The sequence below is a fragment of the Hungatella sp. L36 genome (genome assembly GCF_014288035.1).
On the sequence record NZ_JACOPC010000001.1, the window covers coordinates 878,178 to 900,927 of the forward strand.

Annotated in this window: 19 protein-coding genes; 16 read left to right on the plus strand and 3 right to left on the minus strand. The window is 47.6% G+C overall.

The genetic code is table 11. The annotated features are described in order from the left end of the window. Positions 1-34 precede the first annotated feature (34 nt). The gene (locus H8S80_RS03805) at positions 35-1,651 is read left to right on the plus strand and encodes a response regulator (protein WP_117630273.1); all 1,617 of its coding nucleotides are present in this window, start codon (positions 35-37) and stop codon (positions 1,649-1,651) included. Between the two features lie 8 nt (positions 1,652-1,659). Here H8S80_RS03805 and H8S80_RS03810 read toward each other — a convergent pair whose 3' ends face one another. Then, a complete protein-coding gene (locus tag H8S80_RS03810) occupies positions 1,660-2,742 on the minus strand; it encodes a GntR family transcriptional regulator (RefSeq protein ID WP_117630274.1) in 1,083 nt (360 codons plus the stop codon). Positions 2,743-3,123: 381 nt separating this feature from the next. Here H8S80_RS03810 and H8S80_RS03815 point away from each other — a divergent pair, with 381 nt between their 5' ends. From H8S80_RS03815 to H8S80_RS03830, 4 genes are all read left to right on the plus strand, one after another. Continuing rightward, entirely contained in the window at positions 3,124-4,206 is a 1,083-nt protein-coding gene (locus tag H8S80_RS03815; RefSeq protein WP_117630276.1) for an ABC transporter substrate-binding protein, read from the plus strand. A 108-nt stretch (positions 4,207-4,314) separates the two neighbouring features. After that, on the plus strand, positions 4,315-5,835 hold the full coding sequence (locus H8S80_RS03820) for a sugar ABC transporter ATP-binding protein (protein ID WP_117630277.1): 1,521 nt from the start codon (positions 4,315-4,317) through the stop codon (positions 5,833-5,835). Further along, on the plus strand, positions 5,832-6,914 hold the full coding sequence (locus H8S80_RS03825; RefSeq protein ID WP_117630278.1) for an ABC transporter permease: 1,083 nt from the start codon (positions 5,832-5,834) through the stop codon (positions 6,912-6,914). Before H8S80_RS03820 ends, H8S80_RS03825 begins: the two co-directional genes overlap by 4 nt. Before the next feature lies 1 nt (position 6,915). Continuing rightward, positions 6,916-7,965 (plus strand): ABC transporter permease subunit, encoded by a 1,050-nt coding sequence (locus H8S80_RS03830; RefSeq protein ID WP_002600235.1) that lies wholly within the window; start codon positions 6,916-6,918, stop codon positions 7,963-7,965. A gap of 71 nt (positions 7,966-8,036) precedes the next feature. On the opposite strand, the gene H8S80_RS03835 is transcribed toward H8S80_RS03830, so the two are convergent. Further along, positions 8,037-8,621: a DUF305 domain-containing protein gene (locus tag H8S80_RS03835; protein WP_002600234.1), complete on the minus strand. Its 585-nt coding sequence runs from the start codon at positions 8,619-8,621 to the stop codon at positions 8,037-8,039. Between the two features lie 234 nt (positions 8,622-8,855). On the opposite strand from H8S80_RS03835, the gene H8S80_RS03840 reads away from it, so the two are divergent. The 3 genes from H8S80_RS03840 to H8S80_RS03850 all read left to right on the plus strand — a co-directional run bounded on the left by H8S80_RS03840 (position 8,856) and on the right by H8S80_RS03850 (position 11,767). After that, entirely contained in the window at positions 8,856-9,764 is a 909-nt protein-coding gene (locus tag H8S80_RS03840; protein WP_117630279.1) for an AraC family transcriptional regulator, read from the plus strand. 95 nt (positions 9,765-9,859) lie between these two features. Further along, on the plus strand, positions 9,860-10,351 hold the full coding sequence (locus H8S80_RS03845) for a pyridoxamine 5'-phosphate oxidase family protein (RefSeq protein WP_117630280.1): 492 nt from the start codon (positions 9,860-9,862) through the stop codon (positions 10,349-10,351). Positions 10,352-11,101: 750 nt separating this feature from the next. Beyond that, entirely contained in the window at positions 11,102-11,767 is a 666-nt protein-coding gene (locus H8S80_RS03850; RefSeq protein ID WP_117630281.1) for a DUF3592 domain-containing protein, read from the plus strand. A 42-nt stretch (positions 11,768-11,809) separates the two neighbouring features. Here H8S80_RS03850 and H8S80_RS03855 read toward each other — a convergent pair whose 3' ends face one another. Next, complete coding sequence (locus tag H8S80_RS03855; RefSeq protein WP_117630282.1) at positions 11,810-13,174, minus strand: FAD-binding oxidoreductase; 1,365 nt, start codon at positions 13,172-13,174, stop codon at positions 11,810-11,812. 230 nt (positions 13,175-13,404) lie between these two features. Here H8S80_RS03855 and H8S80_RS03860 point away from each other — a divergent pair, with 230 nt between their 5' ends. The 8 genes from H8S80_RS03860 (at position 13,405) to H8S80_RS03895 (ending at position 22,749) form a co-directional block, all read left to right on the plus strand. After that, positions 13,405-13,716 carry a hypothetical protein gene (locus H8S80_RS03860; protein WP_002600228.1) on the plus strand — a complete coding sequence of 104 codons (312 nt, stop codon included), beginning with the start codon at positions 13,405-13,407 and terminating at the stop codon, positions 13,714-13,716. A 202-nt stretch (positions 13,717-13,918) separates the two neighbouring features. Then, on the plus strand, positions 13,919-14,296 hold the full coding sequence (locus H8S80_RS03865; RefSeq protein ID WP_002600221.1) for a BlaI/MecI/CopY family transcriptional regulator: 378 nt from the start codon (positions 13,919-13,921) through the stop codon (positions 14,294-14,296). A gap of 5 nt (positions 14,297-14,301) precedes the next feature. Then, complete coding sequence (locus H8S80_RS03870) at positions 14,302-16,017, plus strand: M56 family metallopeptidase (protein WP_243007805.1); 1,716 nt, start codon at positions 14,302-14,304, stop codon at positions 16,015-16,017. A 208-nt stretch (positions 16,018-16,225) separates the two neighbouring features. Beyond that, positions 16,226-17,602 (plus strand): ABC transporter substrate-binding protein, encoded by a 1,377-nt coding sequence (locus H8S80_RS03875; protein WP_117630284.1) that lies wholly within the window; start codon positions 16,226-16,228, stop codon positions 17,600-17,602. Between the two features lie 82 nt (positions 17,603-17,684). Beyond that, a complete protein-coding gene (locus H8S80_RS03880; protein WP_117630285.1) occupies positions 17,685-18,566 on the plus strand; it encodes a carbohydrate ABC transporter permease in 882 nt (293 codons plus the stop codon). Then, on the plus strand, positions 18,566-19,396 hold the full coding sequence (locus H8S80_RS03885) for a carbohydrate ABC transporter permease (protein WP_002600217.1): 831 nt from the start codon (positions 18,566-18,568) through the stop codon (positions 19,394-19,396). Before H8S80_RS03880 ends, H8S80_RS03885 begins: the two co-directional genes overlap by 1 nt. Before the next feature lie 24 nt (positions 19,397-19,420). Further along, the gene (locus tag H8S80_RS03890; RefSeq protein WP_117630286.1) at positions 19,421-21,235 is read left to right on the plus strand and encodes a cache domain-containing sensor histidine kinase; all 1,815 of its coding nucleotides are present in this window, start codon (positions 19,421-19,423) and stop codon (positions 21,233-21,235) included. Next, positions 21,232-22,749: a response regulator transcription factor gene (locus H8S80_RS03895; protein ID WP_117630287.1), complete on the plus strand. Its 1,518-nt coding sequence runs from the start codon at positions 21,232-21,234 to the stop codon at positions 22,747-22,749. The genes H8S80_RS03890 and H8S80_RS03895 overlap by 4 nt, the downstream gene beginning before the upstream one ends. Position 22,750 lies beyond the last annotated feature (1 nt).

Consider the following 22,750-nt stretch of genomic DNA (forward strand, 5'->3'; position numbering starts at 1 on the left):
GGAAACGGACTTGTGAATGGAAAAGAGGAAGCAAATGTTAAAAGTATTTCTGGTGGAAGATGAAAGCGTCATAAGAGAAGGGTTTCGTGATAAAATTCCGTGGGAGCAGTATGGGTTTCAGCTGGTGGGAGAGGCCGGAGATGGGGAGATGGCGCTTCCGATGATCCGGAAACTGAAGCCGGATCTGCTGATCACCGATATTAAGATGCCATTTATGGACGGCCTTTCTTTGAGTGAAATCGTGAAAGAGGAATTTCCCAAGATAAAGATCATTATCATCAGCGGCTATGATGATTTTGAATATGCGCGACAGGCGATCAAAGCGGGAGTGGACCAGTATCTGCTGAAACCGATTACAAGAACGACTCTCCGCGGCGTCCTGCTGGAGATGAAGGAAAAAATCGAGCAGGGGATGGAACAGAAGGATTATCAGGCCCAATACCAGGATGAGGTGCAGGAATTTGAACAGTTTTCGCTTCGGAGATTCTTTGAGAAGATTCTGGAGGGGAAGCTTTCGGTGAAGGAGATCTACGAGGAGGCGGCAGCCCAGTCGCTACAGCTTACGGCCTCCTGTTACAATCTACTGCTTTTCTCCATCTATGAGAAAGCCGAGGTATCATCCCGGGAGTCCCGGGAGCGGCTGATCAGAAAACAGGAGGAGGTATTTCACTATTTTCTGCGGCATCCCCAGTATATTCTGTTCCGTTTCAATGTCAGCTGCTATGGCGTTCTGATCAAATCGGAGCAGTTCCAGATGGAGGAGCTGACAGAGAACAGCCTGGCCCATTTTAAAGAGGTCTGTGCGCCGGAGGAGGATCACCTGGAATGGTACGTTGCGGTGGGAACGGAGGTGGAGCGTTTGAGCATGCTGCCTCAGTGCTATAAAGATGCGAACCACTATTTTGCCTACCGGTTTATCAAGCCGGGTCTCCATGTGCTGTCGGAAACGACGCTTTCGGACTGTCTGGCCGGACAGGGCGAAAAGAATATCGGCACGGTGGATTTTATGCAGATGGATCCGGAGATTATCCGCGACTTTCTGTCACGGGGAGAAGATAAGGAGATTCATGATTTCGTGGAATCCTATCTTTACAACATTCAGAATGCCTTAAAATCCAGGATGTTCCGCAGCTATGTGATCCTGAATATCCGATTTGCCGTCGTTGCTTTCCTGGAGTCTATCGGCGCGGATCAGGCGGAGTATTTAGAAGAGATCGAGCATGCGGTGCAGATGATCCGCAGTGAGGACAGCGAGATTTTCGAATACTTTGCAGGCATGCTGGAGACCGCGATGGGGATTCGGGACCGGATCAACAGCTGCCAGGGCGGGAAAATGTTGAAGAAGGCACTGGATTATATAGACGATCACTACGACTGTGACACGCTGTCCCTTAACCTGGTGGCCGAGAACATCGGCATGAGCGCCAGCTATTTAAGCGCCATCTTCAGCCAGAACATGCAGAAAACATTTGTTGAATACGTGACGGAAAAGCGGATTGAAAAGGCAAAAAAGCTGTTAAAGCAGACGGACAAAAATTCCGGTGAGATAGCGAAGGAGGTGGGGTATAAAGACTCCCATTACTTCAGCTTCGTCTTTAAAAAGCTGCAGGGATGCAGTCCGAGAGAATACCGTGCAGAAAAGAAGCACTGACCGGAGCATCACCGGTCAGTCTGAGTACTTTCCTTTAAGTTCAGTTTCCAGCGGGTTTCCTGTGAAGACACGGGAAGCCCGCTCAGTTTTTTTATCACAGCCTCCGCTGCCTTTGTCCCCATCTCATGGGGCTCATGGGAGAGAGTGGTCACCGCTAGAATATTGGAGCTGCTGAAATACGTATGATCGAAAGCGGCCACGGCCATGTCCTCGGGCAGCCGGTAGCCTGCGGACTGGAGTTCATCCACCAGATAATAAGCGATGATGTCGTTATAGCAGACGACTGCGGTACAGGAGGAAAGGGACTCCGCCGCCATTTCCTTTAAAAACTGTGTATCTTTTCCGTGAAGCAGCCGGTCTAAATCACGGGAGCCGTACCAGCAGATGCTGTGGTCGGAGACAGGCAGCTCTAAGTCGCGCAGCGTTTCCGTGAAGCCCTGATACCGCTCGATTCCCTGCATATCATCAGACTTAAAGATACCGCCAATGGCCGTATGGCCCTGAGCGGCCAGATGGCGGACTAAGAGGGCGCTCCCCGAATAGTTATCGTCTTTGATAAAGAGGCAGCCGGTGAGGGCCGGATAATAATTATAGAGAAACACGATCTGACAGCCCTTTTTGACCAGCCTGCGGTACAGGTCCAGATTGGGATTGGGGAGCGCACTTTTACAGCCCTCCGCGATGATTCCGCGCAGAGGGTTTTTCAGAAGCTGCAGCAGGATCTCCCGTTCTCTGGAGATGGAATTACCCGTTGTAAAAACCTGGCCCGTGAAGCCATGTTCAGAAAGTGTGTTTTGGATATCATGGATTACGCCGGGATAGATGTATTCCTGATCGCTGGAAATGAGAATTCCGACGACATTTCCCTGCGGTCTGGAGGAGTGTCCTGTAAGGAACGAGCCGCTTCCCTGCTTTCTGACGATGAAGCCTTTTTCCTCCAGAAGCCCCAGAGCCATGCGGATGGTCTGACGGCTTACGTGATATTTCGTGCAGAGCTCCTGCTCCGACGGCAGCTTATGAATTCCATTTTGAATGTTTTTCTCTATCATGAGTTCCAGACGCTCCGCGACCCATTTGTATTTTACAGTCATAGAATCCTTACCTTTCCCGATTTTATGAAAAATTTGCCTGATTTGTTCCCCGGATAAACGTAAGAAAATGTATAAATATCATAAAAAATCCCCGTTTTATCTTCTTGAAAGTCAATATGCACAACAAAAATCCCCCGCATCTGATCCCTGAAAAATGGCAGAATCTTAAAATTTCCACCTGTTTTGTAAGAAATCACACCAAAGAATACAACTTGTATTGTATTTTGATTATAGCACCACATATTTGTATTGTAAATAACTTCCAAACCGCATAAATACAAGGGATTACAAATTGAATCACAGTGCCGCCGCTGGTAAGATACAGGTACAGGGAGAAACGAATCCCAGGAGGAAATCAATTATAAAAGCGGAGGTAAGAAAATGAAAAAGAGAACTCTCGTAACAATGTTGGCAGTATCCATGGTGGCGGCCAGCCTGGCTGGATGCAGCAGCTCCAAGACATCATCAGCAGGAACGACAGCAGCGACCGAGGCGCCTGCGGCAACTGAAGCAGCGGCTCCTGCGGCAACCGAAGCGGCAAAGGCGGAGACAGAGGCCCCGGCTCCTGCAGCAGCGGATGGGGAACTGATCAAGGTCGGCATCATCAACAACGACCCCAACGAGTCCGGATACAGAACCGCGAACGACGCAGATATGAAGGCCATGTTTACGAAGGAAAACGGATATGACGCCTCCTTTGCCTACAGCTTAAAGAATGACGAGCAGATTACGGCGGCTCAGAAGTTTATCCAGGACGAAGTGGATTACTTACTTCTCTCCGCGGCAGACACTTCAGGCTGGGACAGCGTTTTAAAAGATGCACAGGACGCAGGAATCGGCGTAATCCTGTTTGACCGTACCATCGACGCCAGCGAGGACTTATATCTGGCTTCCATCGTTTCCGATATGAACAAGGAAGGCGAGACCGCAGTAAACTGGCTGGCTGACCAGGGCTTAGACGAATACAACGTAATTCACATTCAGGGTGTTATGGGTTCTGCGGCACAGCAGGGACGTACCGGTGCTCTCGACACAAAGGCAGCGGCCGACGACTCCTGGAATCTGATCACACAGCAGACCGCAGAGTGGAACTCCGAGAAAGCACAGCAGATCGTTCAGTCTGTCATCGATTCCGGCTCTAAATTCAATGTCATCTACGCAGAGAACGACGATATGGCTAAAGGCGCCGTAGCCGCATTGGATAAGGCAAATATCTCCCACGGTGTCGGCAAGGACGTAATTGTTATGGGATTTGACTGCAATAAATGGGCGCTTCAGGAACTGCTGGATCAGAACTGGAACTACGACGGACAGTGCAACCCGTTCCAGGCTGCCTACATCGATGAAATCATCAAAAAGGTTCAGAATGGGGAAACGCTCACCGAGAAGACTATCATTATGGATGAGAAGGGCTTCGACGCCACGACCATTACGGCAGAAGACGTTGAAAAATACGGAATTTAGGCGACAAGCCAATAAAATGTTTATAGGATAGAAAATGGAAAGAGTGCAGCGCGGCATAACTGATATTCGTATGAACGCTTTGCGCTCTTTCCCTACAAAAAGGAGTGAATGGCGCTGGTGAAAGAGAAGTCTGTATTGGAAATGAGAAATATACATAAGAGCTTTCCGGGAGTACGCGCGCTGCAGGCGGTGGATTTTACCCTGTGTGAAGGGGAGATTCACGCGCTGATGGGTGAAAACGGAGCAGGAAAGTCCACACTGATCAAGGTGCTGACGGGTGTATATGAAAAGGATAAAGGCGAAATTTATTTAAAGGGCATGGAGAAGGCCGCGGTTATCAAATCTCCCCGTGACGCACAGAATCTGGGAATCAGCACGGTATATCAGGAGATTACCTTGTGCCCGAATCTTACGGTGGCTGAAAACATGTACATCGGACGCGGAAAAACGCAGATGATGGACTGGAAGAAGATGAATGCGGATGCGGACGCGATTCTTGACAAACTGGGGATTCCGGCAGGGGCCACCCAGCAGTTATCCGACTGCTCCATAGCGATTCAGCAGATGGTAGCGATCGCCCGCGCGGTTGACATGGACTGCAAGGTATTGATTTTAGATGAGCCGACCTCTTCCCTGGACGAATCGGAGGTGGAAAAGCTCTTCGGTCTCATGAGGGATTTAAGAGAGAGGGGCGTCGGCATCATCTTTGTCACCCATTTCCTGGATCAGGTCTATGAGGTATGCGATAAAATCACGGTTCTGCGCGACGGCCAGCTGGTGGGAGAATACGTCATAGAAGAGCTTCCGAGGGTGAAGCTGGTTGCAAAGATGCTCGGCAAGGAACTGAACGATATGGAAAATATCCGGGAGAAGACAGAAGGCTATAAAGGCGCTGACGAGCGTGTCATTGAGGCCGAGGGGCTTCAGAGCGATGCGGGAATCAAGCCGTTTGATTTCTATATCAAAAAGGGGGAGGTCAACGGCTTTACCGGCCTTCTGGGCTCCGGGCGGAGTGAATGTGTCCGCGCTATGTTCAGCGCAGACAAGGTAATCGGCGGAACGATGAAAAAGAACGGAAAATCGGTGAAGATTACAAAGCCTCTGGACGCCATGAAAAATGGGATTGCCTACCTTCCGGAGGACCGCAAGAACGACGGTATCGTGGGGGACCTCTCCGTGAGAGACAATATTATCCTTGCGGCACAGGTGCTGAGAGGATTTTTCCGGCCGTTCTCCAGAGCGGAGGCAAATAAGTTTGCAGACGAATACATCAAGCTGCTGGAAATTAAGACCGCGTCGGCGGATACACCCATTAAGTCACTTTCCGGAGGAAACCAGCAGAAGGTCATTCTTGCCCGCTGGCTGCTGACCCATCCGGAATATCTGATTCTGGACGAACCGACCCGCGGCATCGACATTGGCACGAAAATCGAAATACAGAAGCTGGTATTAAAGCTGGCCGCGGAGGGAATGAGCGTCACCTTTATTTCTTCTGAAACGGATGAGATGCTTCACACGTGCTCCCGTTTGATCGTCATGCGTGACCGCAGAGTGGTCGGAGAGCTGTCGGGTGAGGAGCTGAATCAGGCTAAAATCATGGAAACCATTGCCGGAGGTGAGATGGAATGACAGGGAAGAAGAGTACAACGATATCAAATGCGTTTGCCGGTTTATTCAGGAAGCAGATTTTCATCCCCATTGCGGCGCTTCTGCTGCTGACGGTATTCAACCTGGTAATTGACCCGGCGTTTTTCAAAATCACACTGGGTACCAACAGCGGCGGAGACCCTGTTTTAACCGGATATGTGATGACGATTCTCGACTATGGCTCCGAGGTGGCTATTCTGGCCATCGGCATGACGCTGGTCACGGCGGCTTCCGGCGGACAGGATATCAGCGTCGGCGCGGCTGTGGCGATCGCAGGCTCCGTGATTCTGCGAGTCCTCGTGGGACTGGGCGGAGATGGGACGCTTCAGGCTCCGGTCATCGTGGCATTTCTGGCCGCATGCCTGGTCGCCATGATATTTGGCGCGTTCAACGGCGTGCTGGTAGCGATTTTTAAAATCCAGCCCATGGTTGCGACTTTGATCCTCTATACCGCCGGCCGTTCCATCGCCGCGTGGATCAATAACAATGAGCTTCCTATCGTAACGGATAAGACTTTTACGTATTTCGGCGGATTTATTCCGGGAATCCCGATCCCCACACCGTTTTTCCTGGCAGTGGTCTGCGTCATCATCGCCATGCTGGTGTTAAAGTTCACGAGTCTGGGCTTATATACCCAGGCTGTCGGAATTAACGCCAGCTCTTCCAGGCTGAACGGTTTAAACCCTGCGTTTATCAAATGGCTGAGCTTCGTCATTCTGGGGCTGTGTGTAGCGGTTGTGGCCCTGATTAAAACGAGCCGGCTCTCCACCATCAACTATTCGGTCATTGCCAAGGATATCGAGATGGATGCCATCCTGGCGGTCGCCCTCGGCGGAAATGTGTTAAGCGGCGGTAAGTTTAATATTATGGCGTCGATTCTGGGAGCCTATGTCATTCAGTTCCTCACGACAACCCTTTATAAGTTTAATGTCTCCTCGGATGCCCTTCCGGCCTATAAGGCCATGGTCGTCATCGTGCTGGTCGTCATCAGCGCCCCGGCTGTAAAAGAGAAGATTTCCAGCCTCGGAAAGAGTTTAAGAAAACAGAGGGAGGTCGCCTGATATGTCAAACACAAAAAAAGCAGGCAGCCAGGCGCTGCCAAATAAGCCGAAAAGGCTGACTGACACGAATTTGCTGCTTCTCATTACGATCGTGGTTTTCCTTGTCATGTATATCGGAGCCATGATATTTCTGAAAAAGGGGTTTTTAAAGCCTCAGACGTTTTTTAATATTCTGAATGCGAATGCAGCACTCATCATTACCTCCTGCGGCATGAGCCTCGTTATGATCACCGGCGGAATCGATATCTCCGTGGGAGGCGTCGTCGCACTGGTCAGCATGAGCTGCGCCGTATACCTGGATTATCACGGAGGCAGTGTCTTTGCCTCCCTGCTGATTGCGCTGGGAATCGGTCTGGCATTCGGCGCGGTACAGGGCTTTCTCGTGGCCTATCTGGATATCCAGCCGTTTATCGTCTCACTGGCGGGGATGTTCTTTGCAAGAGGCATGACGACGATTGTTCATACGGCTCCGTTTAATGTGGCCAATGAAGGCTTTGCAGCCTTGAAAGATACACGGATCAATGTACCCGGACTCGGAACGGTAAACAAGCTGGGAAAATACATTAACGCCTATGTGGAGATCGGCGTGATCGTCGCCGTTCTGGTGGTGATTATCCTGTTCTGTATCCTGAAATGGACGAAGGCGGGACGGAATTTTTACGCGGTGGGCGGCAGCAGGCAGAGCGCTCTGATGCTTGGAATCAATGTGAAGAAGACCAGATTTCTGGCGCATTTGCTCTGCGGCCTTCTGGCGGGGATCGGCGGTTACGTCTATTTCCTGCACGTAGGTTCCGGATCGGCCTCCCATGCCATGGGCATGGAGATGAACGCAATCGCGTCATCCATCATCGGCGGAACGCTTCTGACGGGCGGCGTCGGCAATATCGCCGGTACGTTTGTCGGCGTGCTGTCACTCAGCACGATTCAAAATATCGTTTCCTCCATCGGCCTCGATCAGGCGTGGTGGACGGGAATTACCGTGGCCGCCATGCTGTGCCTGTTTTTGGTGGTGCAGAGTATGATTATGGCGCGGAAGAAGAAAAGGGTATAAGAAAGAATTGGATGACAATCCCCCGGTCCGGGTGTTCGGACCGGGGGATTGGGGTGTGTGAAGCTTTTTTGTCAGCACGGTCTGTCACATTTCTCAATACATTTAAGCAGACACTCCATTTCCCGAATCCCATTCTGCTGCGACACGATAATCGACTGGATAATCGGCTTCAGCTCCTGGCAGATTGGAAACTGCAGGGCATTACGTGACATTTGGATGGCGCCTCTGTGATGGGGGATCATTTCACGAATAAAATTCGCATTGATATCATTTGTGTAACATGCATTTCTCATATCATCGAACATAGTCTGTGTAATCTGCTTATAGTGACAAAGGAAAAGTTCGATTTTCTGCGGCGGGTTGCAGAACATCTGACAGCGGTTCCGGATTGCCTCCATATTCTCAATGCTCTTAGTCTGTTCTTCAATGATATTTAACGCAATTTCCTGCAGTGGTACCAGGGTGGTGTACTGCAGGAGATTACAGGACATCTCGATTGCTGCCTTGTGGTGGGGAATCATCTGAACAATAAAATTATAGGAAATACTGTTGCTCAGTTGGGCACTGTTCATCTGCTGTATCATTTGGTCCAGTATGTTGTTAAAGCATGTTAAGTATTTGTCTGTTACGATGCTTAGCTGTTCTTGTCTCATCATTATTTACGCCTCCAATTCTATATAGGGTATGCAGAGGGGGAGGCGGTTGATATAGAATCAGATGCATATTCTGATTGCAAACGTATGTTCGATATGGTATGATGGTAAAAACAGCGTGATATCCAGATGTCCTCAAGAATGGAGTATGCCGGAAGGAACACCGAATAGAAAAAGGGCAGACACGGTCACGCATCTGTCTGAAAATTATGGTATAGTGAGAAGCGAGGTGCTGCTATGCATGCGTGGGAATCCATACAAAAGACTTTAAACTATATTGAGGAACATATTGGCGAGGAAATCCAGATCGAGGAGTTGGCGGATCTTGCCGGACTGTCACTGTTTTACTATCAGAGGCTGTTCGCGCGGCTGGTGAAGAAGCCGGTGCGGGAATACGTCAAACTGCGGCGTTTGGCCCGGGCATGCGAGTCTCTGAGAAACAAAGAAAACAGCATCCTAAACGTTGCGGTGGAATACGGCTTCGGCGGTCGTGAGACTTTTACACGGGCATTCAAGGACACCTATGGCATTACACCGGCGCAATACCGGGACAAGCCCGTAGGCCTAATGAATTATGACAAGCCTGATCTATCCCTGAATTACAGGATGGTAGACGAAGGGGTGCCTTTAATCGGCGAAGGGTTAGTGTTGGAATATAACCGAAGAACCCTAAGGGAGCCTGTCAACTTCCTTGGTGTTGTCGGATATTACTCCTTTACAAAAGGGAAGATGATGGGTGAAAGGACAGGAGTAGATGAATCCGACGCCATTTGGAAAAAGTTTTTTGATGCCCTGAAAGACATTCCGCATATACCCGGCGGTCGGATACTCGGTGTCTCTTATCACGGCGATGCGCCGGATGGGTATTCGACTTATTTCATCGGGGTAGAACCGTGTGAAGAGGATTCCCGTTTTGTAAGCTGGCAGCTGCCTGCGAGAGAATATGTCATCTGTTCATTTGAGGCTGATAATCCCAAACAGCTGATGGCCTCTATGGGAAAGATGATGAAATTTACCAGGGGCTGGCTGAAAAGCCACGGGTTGATTGCTGACGGCTTTTTCCCGGAGATGTATGATCATCATACGCCTGAAATGGCATATATGGAGATGTGGATTCCGTTCAGAGCGCGGAATGGCAGTGAATGAATCATGGCTAAAGCTGTGAATGATTTTAATAAAGATGATGAATTGCCGGTTTTGTGAGTTTCACGAACGATAAATTTAACAGGAGGAGTTAAACAATGAACAGATATGAAGAGGGAATAAAATTAATAGAAGAGAGCTGCGGCAATGGAAAAGATAATGTTATTGCGCTTTCGACCGTAGTAATGGAACCAAATGCTGATGGAATGCCCAGTTCCTGTGTTCGTGATGTGGATGCTTATTATGAAGATGGAGTGTTCTATATTACGACATGGGCGAAGTCAAATAAAATGCTTCAGATCGCTCAGAATAAAGAGACCGCATTTGCTGTTTGCTTCGAGGGGATTTACGGACATGGGATTGGTGAAAATCTTGGCTGGGTGCTGGATCCGAAGAATGCGGAACTGAGAGTGAAACTTCGCCGGGCATTTGCCGACTGGTACGATCAGGCAAACGACGAAAAAGACGAGAGCTGTGTTATTCTGGCGATCCGCATTACTCGTGCCAGAATCATGAGAGACCACGGCGCGGTGCGTTATAATTTGGATTTCGTGAAGAAGACAGAGGCGGAAGACGGGATAATCGGATAAGCAATATATGGATAATGCGATAGCATCAGGCGGACCTTGATTCTATTGTATTATCCATATTCCCATCAGCCTATCATTCCCAAACGACGTTTAGAAACCAACATCCTAAGTTCCAGTTTCCTATCTATAACTAATCATGGAATACAGATTTATCACAATCATCGCAGCCGCAAAGATAAGAAATATTCCGTTGACAGCCCTAACGGCCCTGGAAGAGGTTTTCTTAATAAAACAGATCAGAAAAACGATCCACGCGATATATGCAATAAAAATGATTCCGCGGTTACGAATGAACAGCGACAAAAGAAAAAGCAGATTTATAACAGTCATTGATTTCTCAGAGCTCAAAGCAGTTTTAATCTTATCGTTCATAGAGGCACCTCCCTGTATATTTGCCAATAGTATCGTGTTTTTCCTTTTTATTAAATTATTTTGTATTTTATTTCATTCTACGTTCTCAAAACAATTCTGTCAAATGCTGATATTCCGTTTCAGGGTTTTATCAAGTTGTTATTTTTGACAGGCACCAATGATATATGATTTTAAACCTTCCCGGAGCGCACGAAACTGAAGTTCAAGAAGCGGTATCAGCTTGCAGGCGTTGCAGTGATTCAATCAGTGCCATAGGCGTCTGGAGGAATGGTTTGACATACCGGCAGGCATATACTAGAATTAATTTATGAAGCAGCATGCACCCGATTGCGGCATAAATGTTTGCTGGCAGACCGCTGCCGACAGGAGGATACCGCCATGAATCAATCACTTTGGATCTTTGTTATCGTAGTATCAGCCATTTCACTGATAGGCTCAGCCCTTGTTGTAGTTCATTTCTACAGACTTGTCAAGAGCCGGGAAGATCATACAGGGATGCCGCAGGAAGAAAAGAGTACCGGGAAGAAATGGGGATATTTACTTCTGTGGAGTTTGTTTTACTGCGCCATCGGGGGGATGATCATGGTTCAGTATGACCGCGGTATGGCAGACCGGGAATGGGGAGATATCCTTTTCGTCCTGGTACCTGTTGTATTTATGGTGATCGGATCAGCCATGGGGCGTAAGGCTGTTAAGAGACGCAGATTCGCCACCGCCGTGACCACTGCCGTCGTGGTAGGCAAAGAACCGCGGGGCAGCAGCCAGGACAGAACGTATGCCCCCATATATGAGTTTTACGCAGAGGGCGCTAAGCACAGAATTACTTCGGAATCCAGCACCAACAGCAGCTTTGGGAGCGGCTTTCTTTCCGTCTCCGTTGGAGAGGAGGTAGAGCTTCACTATATTCCCGGGCGTCCGGATAAGATTTATGTGCCAAAAGAACAGAGAGGGACCTGGTTTTTCGTATGGATCTTCCGGTTTATCGGAGTTGGCTTCCCTGTCATTGCATTGGCAGGACCATTCCTGAGGAGCTGGCTGAAGTGACAATACCGGCCGCAACTGCTTTGAAACTTCATTGGCGGCCGCTTATTCCGGCAGCCGCCCCGGCGGATGGTCAGCCCGGATGCTTTGAGGGAAGCGGAAGAGATTGCACGGATCATACCGTTTCTTGATTTCAATTAACCGTTCTTTATTCTCTCCATAGTAAGCGTCCATGTAGTGATCTGTACATAGATATGGGAAATTAATATACGAACCTGTGGTTAAGGAACGTAAATATGGAAAGCGTGCCGCCATCCATGCCTGATTCTCCGGTTCGAAGAGGCAGTCTTCCCATACCGTCTCGATTCCGATGATAAAGTCGGAATTTCTGTAATAGAATGCGGTTTCGCAGGGATTTACAGCTCTGACTTTGCCGCCCATGGCGTAGAGTGCCACGGAAGCATAGGAGGCCCCCCGCGCTCTGGTCTTGATGAGGCTGAGGAGCGATATAATCTGGCTGTCTGAAAAGTCCGCATACGCGAATCGTCCTGCAAACCGAAACGTTTCAGAAGCCGGGTAAATCGAAGCGTCAATTTCGGTGGCTTCCCAAAAAGTAACATAGCGAAACGAAACCTGTGCCCCCTGGATATCGAGAAATGGCTGAACCGCAGCCTCCGCTTCGTCCGGTGTTCCATAGAAGAAGCCACGCAGGAATATGCCCATCCCGTCCCGTGCAGAATTAAAAATGCGGCTGTTGGGGGTGAAACGAATTTCGCCGCCTGTGGTCCATGCCTGCCATGTCTGAAAGAATCGGAGCGCGGTTAAATCATCGATCCGGGAATATTCTATGTCCACATAGGTGACATGAGAGACTACAGGTGTAAGGCGGTAACTCAGTGATGTCACGACGCCGAAGTTCCCGCCTCCCCCGCCCCGCAGAGCCCAGAAAAGGTCGGGATGAGACGCTTCACTGGCAGTAATCAGCCTGCCGGAGGCATCGATGAGTTCTGCTTCCACAAGGCTGTCACAGGCCAGTCCATACATTCTGGAGGAATGTCCCCAGCCGCCTCCCTGAGTCAGGCCGACTGCATTTACGGTTGGGCAAGTACCGCTGGGAAATGGATAGCCGTATTGTTTCAAGAAATGGTAAAGTTCTCTGTTGGAGACACCGCCGCCGATTTTGAGCGTTCCGGTGCTGTCAAGATGAATCCCTTTTAAAGGACTGGTATCAACCGTCATCTTACCATTACCGATGCAGTATCCTTCATAATTATGTCCGCCGGATCTCACTCGGATTTCCTGCTTCTGCCTGGCGCCATAACAAACTGCCTGTGCCGCATCATCATCATTCCTGCAATAGATGATGGAGGAGGGACATTTTTGTATGGAACGGTTAAAGATCTGCCTCGCCGATTCGTAGGACGGACAGTACGGCAGAATAATTCTGCTGCATAGATCTGTATTCATCATAGCATCCTTTTGCCGGCTGCTGTTCGCAGTTCGGGACAACGTTGTTTTATAATACAGTATGCGGGTGGAAGAGGGGAGGTTCTGATGGCAAAACTTATTGTAAACACCTCCATAATTGTGTAAAATAGTAATATACAGGAATCAGCATATCTATTTTCTGAAAGGCTATTACGCAATGCAGTACCAGTTGACACACTGAGGCAGAGCAAAGAATACAAGAAGGAGGGGCTATGTGGAATTATACCAAATGTACGGCAAAGGACAGAATCGAAAAGTTGAACAGGCTGACAGATGCTTTCCATGAGGAGGCGGACTGTCTGGAATACCTGTCAGAAGTACAGAACTGTATTAACAGCACACAGACAACCATGGTATTGCTGCAGGATCTGGATGCCAATATCATGATAGAAATGGACTATGTTCCGGTTAATAACTATTCGTTTCATGTGGTTTGTATCGGAGAAAACGGCATAAAGACACAGGGAAGGCCATGTAAAAATGTTGAGCAGGCGGTGCGGCAGTTTTTAGCGAATATCAGTTGAATATAGTGTTTTCTAAACATGTCTGGAAAAGGTTATCATAAAAATACAACGCAAAAGGTGCTGAAAAATCTCTATATCATCGGGATTTCTCAGCACCTTTCTGTCTCCCCAATCATTTCATGATATCCCTTGACACGTGGAGTACAAAATGTTATCATAAATTTAGAGTACAGCATGTAATCTAAAATGGAGATGAGAAAAGATGCAGCAAATATCAGAATATGAATTGATACTTATGAAAATCATTTGGAACAATGGCGGAACGGCGTTGTATGCGGAGATTGTCAGGGCGTTAGAGGACAGAGGCACCCCCTGGACAAAAAATACGATCATTACTTTATGCTCGAGGTTGGCCAGCAAAGGCTTTTTGAAGACGAATAAGATAGGACGCAGGAATGAATACACAGCTGTTGTTTCCGAGGCAGAGTATCAGGAGGTGCAGACGCAGGATTTTCTCGAAAAAGTCTATGAATGCGATGCGAAGGGACTTGTAGCCACGCTGTTACAAAAAGACTTGCTTTCCTGCGAGGATTATGAGGACTTAAAACGCCATTGGGAAAAAGGAGGCAGTCACAAATAAACGAAATGATAAAACTAATTTTGTCACTATCCCTTTCCGGGTCTATCCTTATTCTCATTCTGTTCCTTTGCAAACCTTTATTTCAATCAAAAATGAGCAAGGCCTGGCAGTATTATATTTGGCTCGCCGTAATTGCCAGACTGCTGCTCCCCTTTGCGCCGGAACATAATCTTGTAGGTAGCCTCTTTAGAAACTATGATTACGCAGCCTCACAATTAGAACGGAAAATGCTTCCTGAATCTGGTTTTGCGTCGCTGCAGGGAACGGATCTCTTTCCAAATACTATCACAGATGACAGTAAAGCCGAGGACGAAGACTATTCTCCGGTAAATGTGATGAAATATGGTCTTCTGATGCTGATACGTAATTTGGGCCTGGTTTGGCTGGTAGTCGCTCTGATCCTGTTAATACGGAAAATTACAATCTATCAGAGCTTTATAAAATACGTAAAAGCTGGATGTACTCCGGTAGACGATATTAATCTTTTGGAGCAGTTTGGAAAAGAGGCAGAAGACGCAAAAATCAATGTTCCGGTGGAACTGTATACAAACAGCCTCATATCATCTCCTCTGCTGCTTGGTTTTTTCCATCCCTGTATCGTGCTGCCGGGAACGGATTGTTCGGATTTAGATTTTCAATATACCATAAGGCACGAGCTGACGCATTTTAAGCGGAAAGATATGTTTTATAAATGGCTTATGCAGACGGCGGTATGTCTGCATTGGTTTAACCCCCTCGTGTACCTGATGGCGCGCGATGTCAACCGTCTGTGCGAACTATCCTGCGATGAAGCTATTATCCGGCATTTGAATGAGAACGCTATGCGGGACTACGGGAATACCTTGCTGGGTGCGGTCAGACCCAAAGGAAACTACAAAAATTCACTTGCCTCTGTTACATTGAATGAAAGCAGAGAGCTGCTGAAAGAAAGGCTGGACGCTATTATGAATTATAAAAAACAATCAAAGATGATTAAAGTATTATCCTTTATCATGACACTTACGATCTGCCTTGGCGGAGCATTTACCGGCGCTTACGCCGCTGCCCCGAATCCGCTGCCGGGAAATGCCTCCGGACAGGATACCGCAGAGACAGAAGAGGAGGTCGTCTTTCATCTGTCGAGTAATGGACACAGCGGCATTACCAAATCGGACAGCTTCGAGGCAGAAGACGATCAGATTTTAACCATAACGATTCAATCTGACATCAAAGGCGGTTCCGTAGATTTGTTTCTCTTCTCACCTGATAACAAAGAACAGCGCATTACCATTAACGATTCTGATGAGACGAAAACAATTACGCTTTCAGCCGGCAGATGGGCTTATAATTGTACCGGATTCTTTAAGAGTGGCAGTATTACCATTTGCGGCACAGTTCCCCGCAGTCATGGTAATGGTGATAGTCCCGACAAAACGGCAGCGGAAGTGGAGAACAATAAAGGTACTGTCATAAATCTGAGTAATGGAAAGCGAGACAGTATTACACGCTCGGGCAGCTTTGATGCGAAAGACGATCAGGTTTTAACTCTTACCATTCAGTCTGATATCAAGGGCGGCTCCGCAGATATCACTCTTTTTTCACCCAATCATGAAGAACATCGTATTACGATCACTGACAGTGATGTGACAAAAACGATCGCGCTTTCAGCCGGCAGATGGGCTTATAATTGTACCGGATTTTTTGAGAGCGGAGATATTACGATTACTGGCAAAATAGAATAGATGGAATTTCGTGTTGTCCTGTTGAATCGGCAGCGGTCTTGAAAGTGACTAATTTCAAGGCCGCTGTTTCTTGTTCTTAGTCCCGGCAGCACGTTTGTCCGAAGATAAACATGTAATTTTTTTCCATACCGCATTTAACTTTTGTACATTTACGGCAGAGGATTAGGAATGGTATCATAAATCTATCAAAGAGACAGGAGGAAGTTACATGAAAAAAAGTGTATTTGCAATTGCAGCAGCGTGTATGGTGACGGTGGGAGCTTTAGCAGGATGCGGCGGCCAGGGGAAGGACACAGCAGCAGAGGTTCCGCAGACAGAATCAGTAAAGGCTGAGGCTTCGAAGGAACAGCAGGAGACACCGGCGAAGGAAGCCGGCAGCAAAGAAAAGGTGGTCGTGACAGCCCTGATTCAGCAGTCCCGAAACTTCGAGGGTCTCCAGAAAATGATTCAGAAGCTGGAAGAGGAAGAGAATATTAAGATCGATGCGCAGATCGTGCCGGATGATGAATCTCTGAACATGATTAAGATGAAGCTCAATTCAGGAGAGTGCCCGGATATCATTGATTATAATGTCCCGGCCGTGTACGATATCATTGATCCGGCATCTAATTTTGCAGACATGACGGGCGAAGCCTGGACAGACCGTCTGGTTATACCGGGGAACGTAACGGCCAAGGATGGAAAGATTTATGGATTCCCATTCCTTTCCGTACCGGGACTGCATGGATTTATCTACAATAAAGATGTGTTTGACAAAGCTGGTGTTGAGGTGCCGGCAACCTGGGATGAGCTTCTCGCTGCCTGTGAGAAAATAAAGGAGAGCGGGACTACACCGATCTTTATGCCGAAAGATACCTGGGTTCCGCAGATACTCATGACAGACAATTTTGCAAAAATCCTGGGAGCGGACGGATGTAAGGATTTTGCTGACAAGATCCTGAAAAACGAAACAAAGTGGAGCGATGTTCCGGAATTCGCCGAGGTACTGGACAAATATCTGGAATTATATCAGAAAGGCTACGTAAACAGCAACTTTGCATCTGCAACCTACGATGATGCCATCGCGGCTGTGGCGGACGGAACAGCAGCCATGCACTTTAACGGAGACTTCTTTGCGACGTCTGTCCTGGAGGCAAATCCAGAAGCCCAAATCGGTATGTTCCCTATCTCTATGAAGGAGGGCGCGGACGTTATCACCGAGAATATGTCCTCCGCAGGATTCGTGGCATATAAAAATTCCGAGAATCTCGATGTCGTGAAAAAGATCTTTGATCTGTGGTCCACACCGGAATATGCAAATCTCTACTTTGCAGACCGCCCGGCATTCCCGGCATTCCAGGGTGTTGACGGCGGCAAGGTTCCGGATTACCTGGCTGAGATTAATGAAAACTATATCAAAGAGGGAAAAGCGATCCCAGAATTCAATTATTACGTAATGACATTAAATCCGTTGTTTGAGAGCAGCTTATACGTTTACTATGTGGATGCTCCTGCCAAAGGAACTATGGATGGAAAGGCCGTTATGGAGAAATTCCAGAAGGATTATGAGCAGTATATGAAGGATCAGGGAGCGGAAGGATTTTAAATAAGTAGTTTAAGGATCGGGTGCTGCGGGCTGTGAAGGCAGAGCAGCGCCCTTTCTTTCATTAATCAGGAGGTTTTAATGTATGAACAGAAAGCTGCGTTCAAAAATATATCCGATGTGGATCGCTCTTCCGGGGGCGCTTGTATTTACCGTTTTTTTTGTAGTGCCGATTATTATTGCATTCTTCTATTCCTTTACGAACTGGAATTTGGACCGTATGGATTCACCGCAGTTTATAGGTCTTCGTAACTTTATTAATCTGTTCCAGGATGAAGTATTTGCCCGTTCCATATTTAACACACTGCTGTTTGCGTTTACGACCACGCTGTTTAAGACTGTAACGGGGCTGCTGATTGCGCTTGTGGTTGTAAAGCGTTTTCGCGGCAACAGCATATTCCGGACCCTGTTCTATCTGCCCTGTGTGCTGAGCTGCATGATTGTGGGCCTTTTATTTACCGGGATTTTAAAGCAGGATGGTCTGGTCAATAACCTGTTGGCTTCCGCGGGGATGGGGCAGTTGGCCAGAGACTGGCTGGGCAGCTATGGAACCGCGATGTTCTGGATTATCTTCATTGAAGTCTGGATGTGGGCGGGATTCAGCATGTTTCTTTTTATCTCAGGCTTAAATGCAATCTCCGGTGAGTATTATGAAAGCGCCCAGTTGGACGGAGCCAGTCCGTGGCAGCAGTTTTGCCACATTACGCTTCCCCTGCTGGCCCCATCCTTTACCGTTGTAACAACGCTGAATATCACCGGTGGTTTAAAGGTATTTGATCTCGTATACTCCCTTACCGGCGGAGGACCAGGGTTCGACACTCAGGTTTTAAGCACTTATACGTACCGCGCGTTCGGAATGGGACTTCTCGGAAAATCCAGCGCCAGCGCGTTGCTGTTGTCTGTCGGAATTGTGATAATCACATTTTTATTAAACAGACTATTAAAATCAAGGGAGATTGATGTATAATGAAGATATTCTGGATACGCCATAGAAAAAAAATAATACCTTTTCTGATCTGCCTTGTTCTATGTCCGGTATTTCTGATCCCTCTGATTATGATGATTCTGGGATCGTTTAAGACTCAGGGAGAGGCACTGCATATGGATTTGAGCCTGCCGTCACACTTTCAGTTTGAAAATTATCTGCATGTGATTCAGACGGGGGAGATTTTAAGGGGCTATAAAAACAGCCTGATTGTGACGGTGTGTTCTGTCGCCATTGTAATTATACTTGGCTGCATGACGGGAATTATAATTTCCAGACGGAACGATAAAAAAGCCGGCGCCCTGTATTACTATTTTGTATTTGGGCTGACAGCCACCATGCAGATGGTGACAACCTATTTTATGATGATTAAAATGAATCTGTATGGAAGTTATATCGGTGTGATTCTCGTCTTCGCTGCGGTGAACCTGCCATTTGCAGTCATGACCTTTTCCAGCTTTGTGACTGGTGTGCCTAAGGAGATCGACGAAGCGGCGATCATAGATGGCTGCAATACATTTCAATTGATATTTAAGGTGCTGCTGCCGATCCTGAAGCCGGTCATGATCACGAACCTGATTATTGCAGCCATCGGAATCTGGAACAATTTCCAGGTGCCCCTGTATCTGATGAGCAGTTCGAAACGAACGACGATTCCGATGATGATCTTCAATTTTTATGGCCTGTATTCCAGAAACTGGAATTACGTCTTTGCCGCGCTTGTTATTACAGTACTGCCCATCGTTATCCTGTATCTGGCCCTGCAGAAATATATAATAGAGGGGATGACAGCCGGAGCTGTGAAGGGGTAGAAAGAACCGAAAAGAAAGGTTTTTATGCTGAAAAAAGTAAAGTTCCAATCGAAAATGATTTTTTTTCACATAGTAATTGTTCTCTTTGTATCAGCCGCCCTCATGGGAATCTTTTACCGGTATGTGGTGGATGCCATAACGGAACGGACAAATGATGATTTTGAGGTGATCGCCACCAGCGTTGCCGACAGACTGGATAACCACCTTTATAATATGGATAAAACGGCGCTTCAGATAGCCGCAAATCCCAATATCGTGAGTGTCTTCCAGAAGGTGGACCAGGAGCCGGACAGCAATTTTTTTATCCGGGAGCCTCTCATTGCTTCGGAGGTTATCAAGCTGCTGAACTCTTATAATTTTAAGAAGGACGGGTATGCCAGAATCTGTCTCTATAATGATGATCAGGATTTTGTCTGTACGGCGACAACCGTTACGACAGCGACCGGAACAGAGGCTTACTTTTCGGGAGAGGAGTATGCAAAGATACGCGATTTCTTCAGGCAGGAGGACAGCTTCGTTTGCTTCGTTCCGCCGCAAAACGATGTGCTGAACGATACCGGGTTATCTGAAAAAATGTATTTTTCCGTTGTCAGACAGATTAAGGATTACTCTTCCAACAGCTTAAAGTGTGGATATGTGGAAGTGCAGGAATTTGCAGAACGGCTGGATGAAATGTTTTATGGGATAGGGAAAGATATTAATTCCGTAATCCTAACGGACGAGGGGGAGGCTGTTTACCGGAGCTTCGGCTCCGAAAGCGGCAGGACCGAGAGCAGACTGGAAGCAATGATACAGATGGCGTCAGAGGGACGGCTGACCGACGGGGATAAAAGTGTACCAGGCCGGTATGTGTGCAGCAGAAAACTGCGGAACGCGCCGTTTACCATTCTCTTCGAAAAACCGGAGAATGTGCTGATGGAGCCGCTGGCCCAGTTTAACCGACTGATGATTCTGGGAATGCTGCTGATTCTTATTACTGCGATTGTGACGGAAATTCTGATTGTGAGGAAGCTGTCAAAGCCGTTGACGGAGTTGAACCGTTCGATCAAAACGATCTCACTGGAACATTTCCGGATGGACATTGCAGGTTATGAAAGCAGCGATGAACTGTTACAGATCAAGAATGCTTTTAATGCGGTAATGAGCCGGATGAAGGAGTCTGTGGAACAGCAGTACGCCGCGGAGACGAATGAACTGAAATCCCATTTATTTGCATTGCAGTCTCAGATGAATCCCCATTTTCTCTATAATATATTGGCGATTATCTCCATGGAATCACAGGCAGACGGCAATAAGAAGGTGGAAAATATCTGTTCGCGGCTCTGCAAAATGCTGCGTTTTACCTCATCGATGGAAGATGGATTCTGTACGATGGAACGGGAAGCTGAAAATGCGGTCAATTATATGGAACTGATGAAGGAACGGTACGAAGACCTGTTCGAATATGAGGTTCATATGGACCAGGCGCTGTCCGCTGTCCGGATACCAAAGCTTATGATCCAGCCTGTCTGTGAAAACTGTTTTAAGCATTCCTTTAAAAACACGGAACCGGTATGGAAAATCAGGCTTCTGGTTTATGCAGAGGATGGGAAATGGTTTATAAAAGTTCATGACAACGGAACGGGATTTGCGGAAGAGTACTTAGAAGAATTTGGAAGGATGAAAGAGAATTTAACCTTCAAAAATGTGAGGGAGAGCCTGGAACAGATATCGATCGGCGGGCTTTGCATCCCCAATATCTATATGAGGCTGATGATATGCTATGACAGGAATTTCGAATGCCGGTTATATAACGATGAGGAGGGGGCAGTTGTGCTGCTTGGAGGTGAATTGGAATGATTAGGGTCCTGATTGCGGAAGATGAATTACCTCTGCTTCGCGGCATAAAAAAGATGATCGAAGGACTTGATCCTGAATTTTCGGTAGTGAAATGCGCGAAAAACGGCAGAGAGGCCATGGAATATCTGGAAGAGCAGCAGGTGGAGGTGGTTTTTACCGATATTAATATGCCAATGGCGGATGGGACAGAGATTCTAAAATACATATATGAAACGTGCCCCTCCACGCTGGCGGTAGTGATAAGCGGTTACCGCGATTTTTCCTATGCACGGAAGGCCCTCTTATACAATGCAAAAAATTATCTGCTGAAGCCCGTGGACAGAGAAGAACTGGCTTCGCTGCTGGCTCAGATGAAGGAAGAACTGAGGCAGAGGGCGGGGGAGGAAAAAAGCAGGATTCTGACAGGGATACTGTATGAAGGGACCCCCTGTGAGGCGGGGAACGCGTTATTTGAGACGGTATATCCCGTCTATCTGATGGCCGGCGCGTTTAATTCCAACAGTCTGGAGGAGATGACACCGGGGAATGTGTACTGGAAGAATCATGACTTAAAACAGATCGTTTCCCTTGTGACCAGACAGGAGAAAGGGATATTCTGCTTTTTCGGAAAGGCGATGAATGAACAGATTCTTCTTCTGGAGGGGTTAAACGAGCCTGATATGGCCGGAATTGCGGAATCAATTCTATCGCTGCTTCCTCCCCGTATTTCGATAACCATCTGCTATGGAAATGCCATTACAGATATCAGTCAGGTGCAGGAGAGGCTTGGCGCACTCCGGGCGGAGATAAGGGAAAAGTGCATGTTTGGCGTATCATCTGTGACTAACACTCTGCCGGAACGAAGACCCTTCACACTTGCTGCGTCAACGGAATCCGCCATCTCCTTTGCCGTAAAGAAAGACGATTTTGCCGAACTGAAGGGGATTCTGATGAATGTCAGAGACCAGATGAAGCTGTTCAGAGTCACGCAGACGGAGCTGGAACGGATTTTGCAGAAGCTGTTTCTGATGGCGGCAGTCCATTCCGCAGAGCGAAATGAGCCGGAGGAAAATAATACATTTCCGGATATTGCGGAACTTCTTTCCTCTGCTGCGGATATGGACCAGGTGTTTGATGAATTTCTTCTATATGTGAAAGACATGAGCATGGGAAAATCGGCAGAGGAAGGAAAGAATCTGATGCGGGAGGTAGATGAATACATTCTGGCCCATTTGGATGCACAGATTACGACGAAGATGCTGGCTGCCAGATTCGGTCTGGTTTCACCGTATCTCAGCAGACTTTTTAAAGCGTATAAGGGCCTGACGCCGTCGCAGTACATCCAGAATATTCGTCTGAACAATGCAAAGGAGCTGCTGACTGCGTATCCGAATATTACTTCAAAGGATATTGCGGGGATGGTAGGATATCAGGATCCCCTGTATTTTTCCAAAATATTTAAGAAAAATACGGGAATCTACCCGTCGGAATACCGGGCGGTATATCAGGAAGAAAAAGAGAAAGGGAAGGACTAAA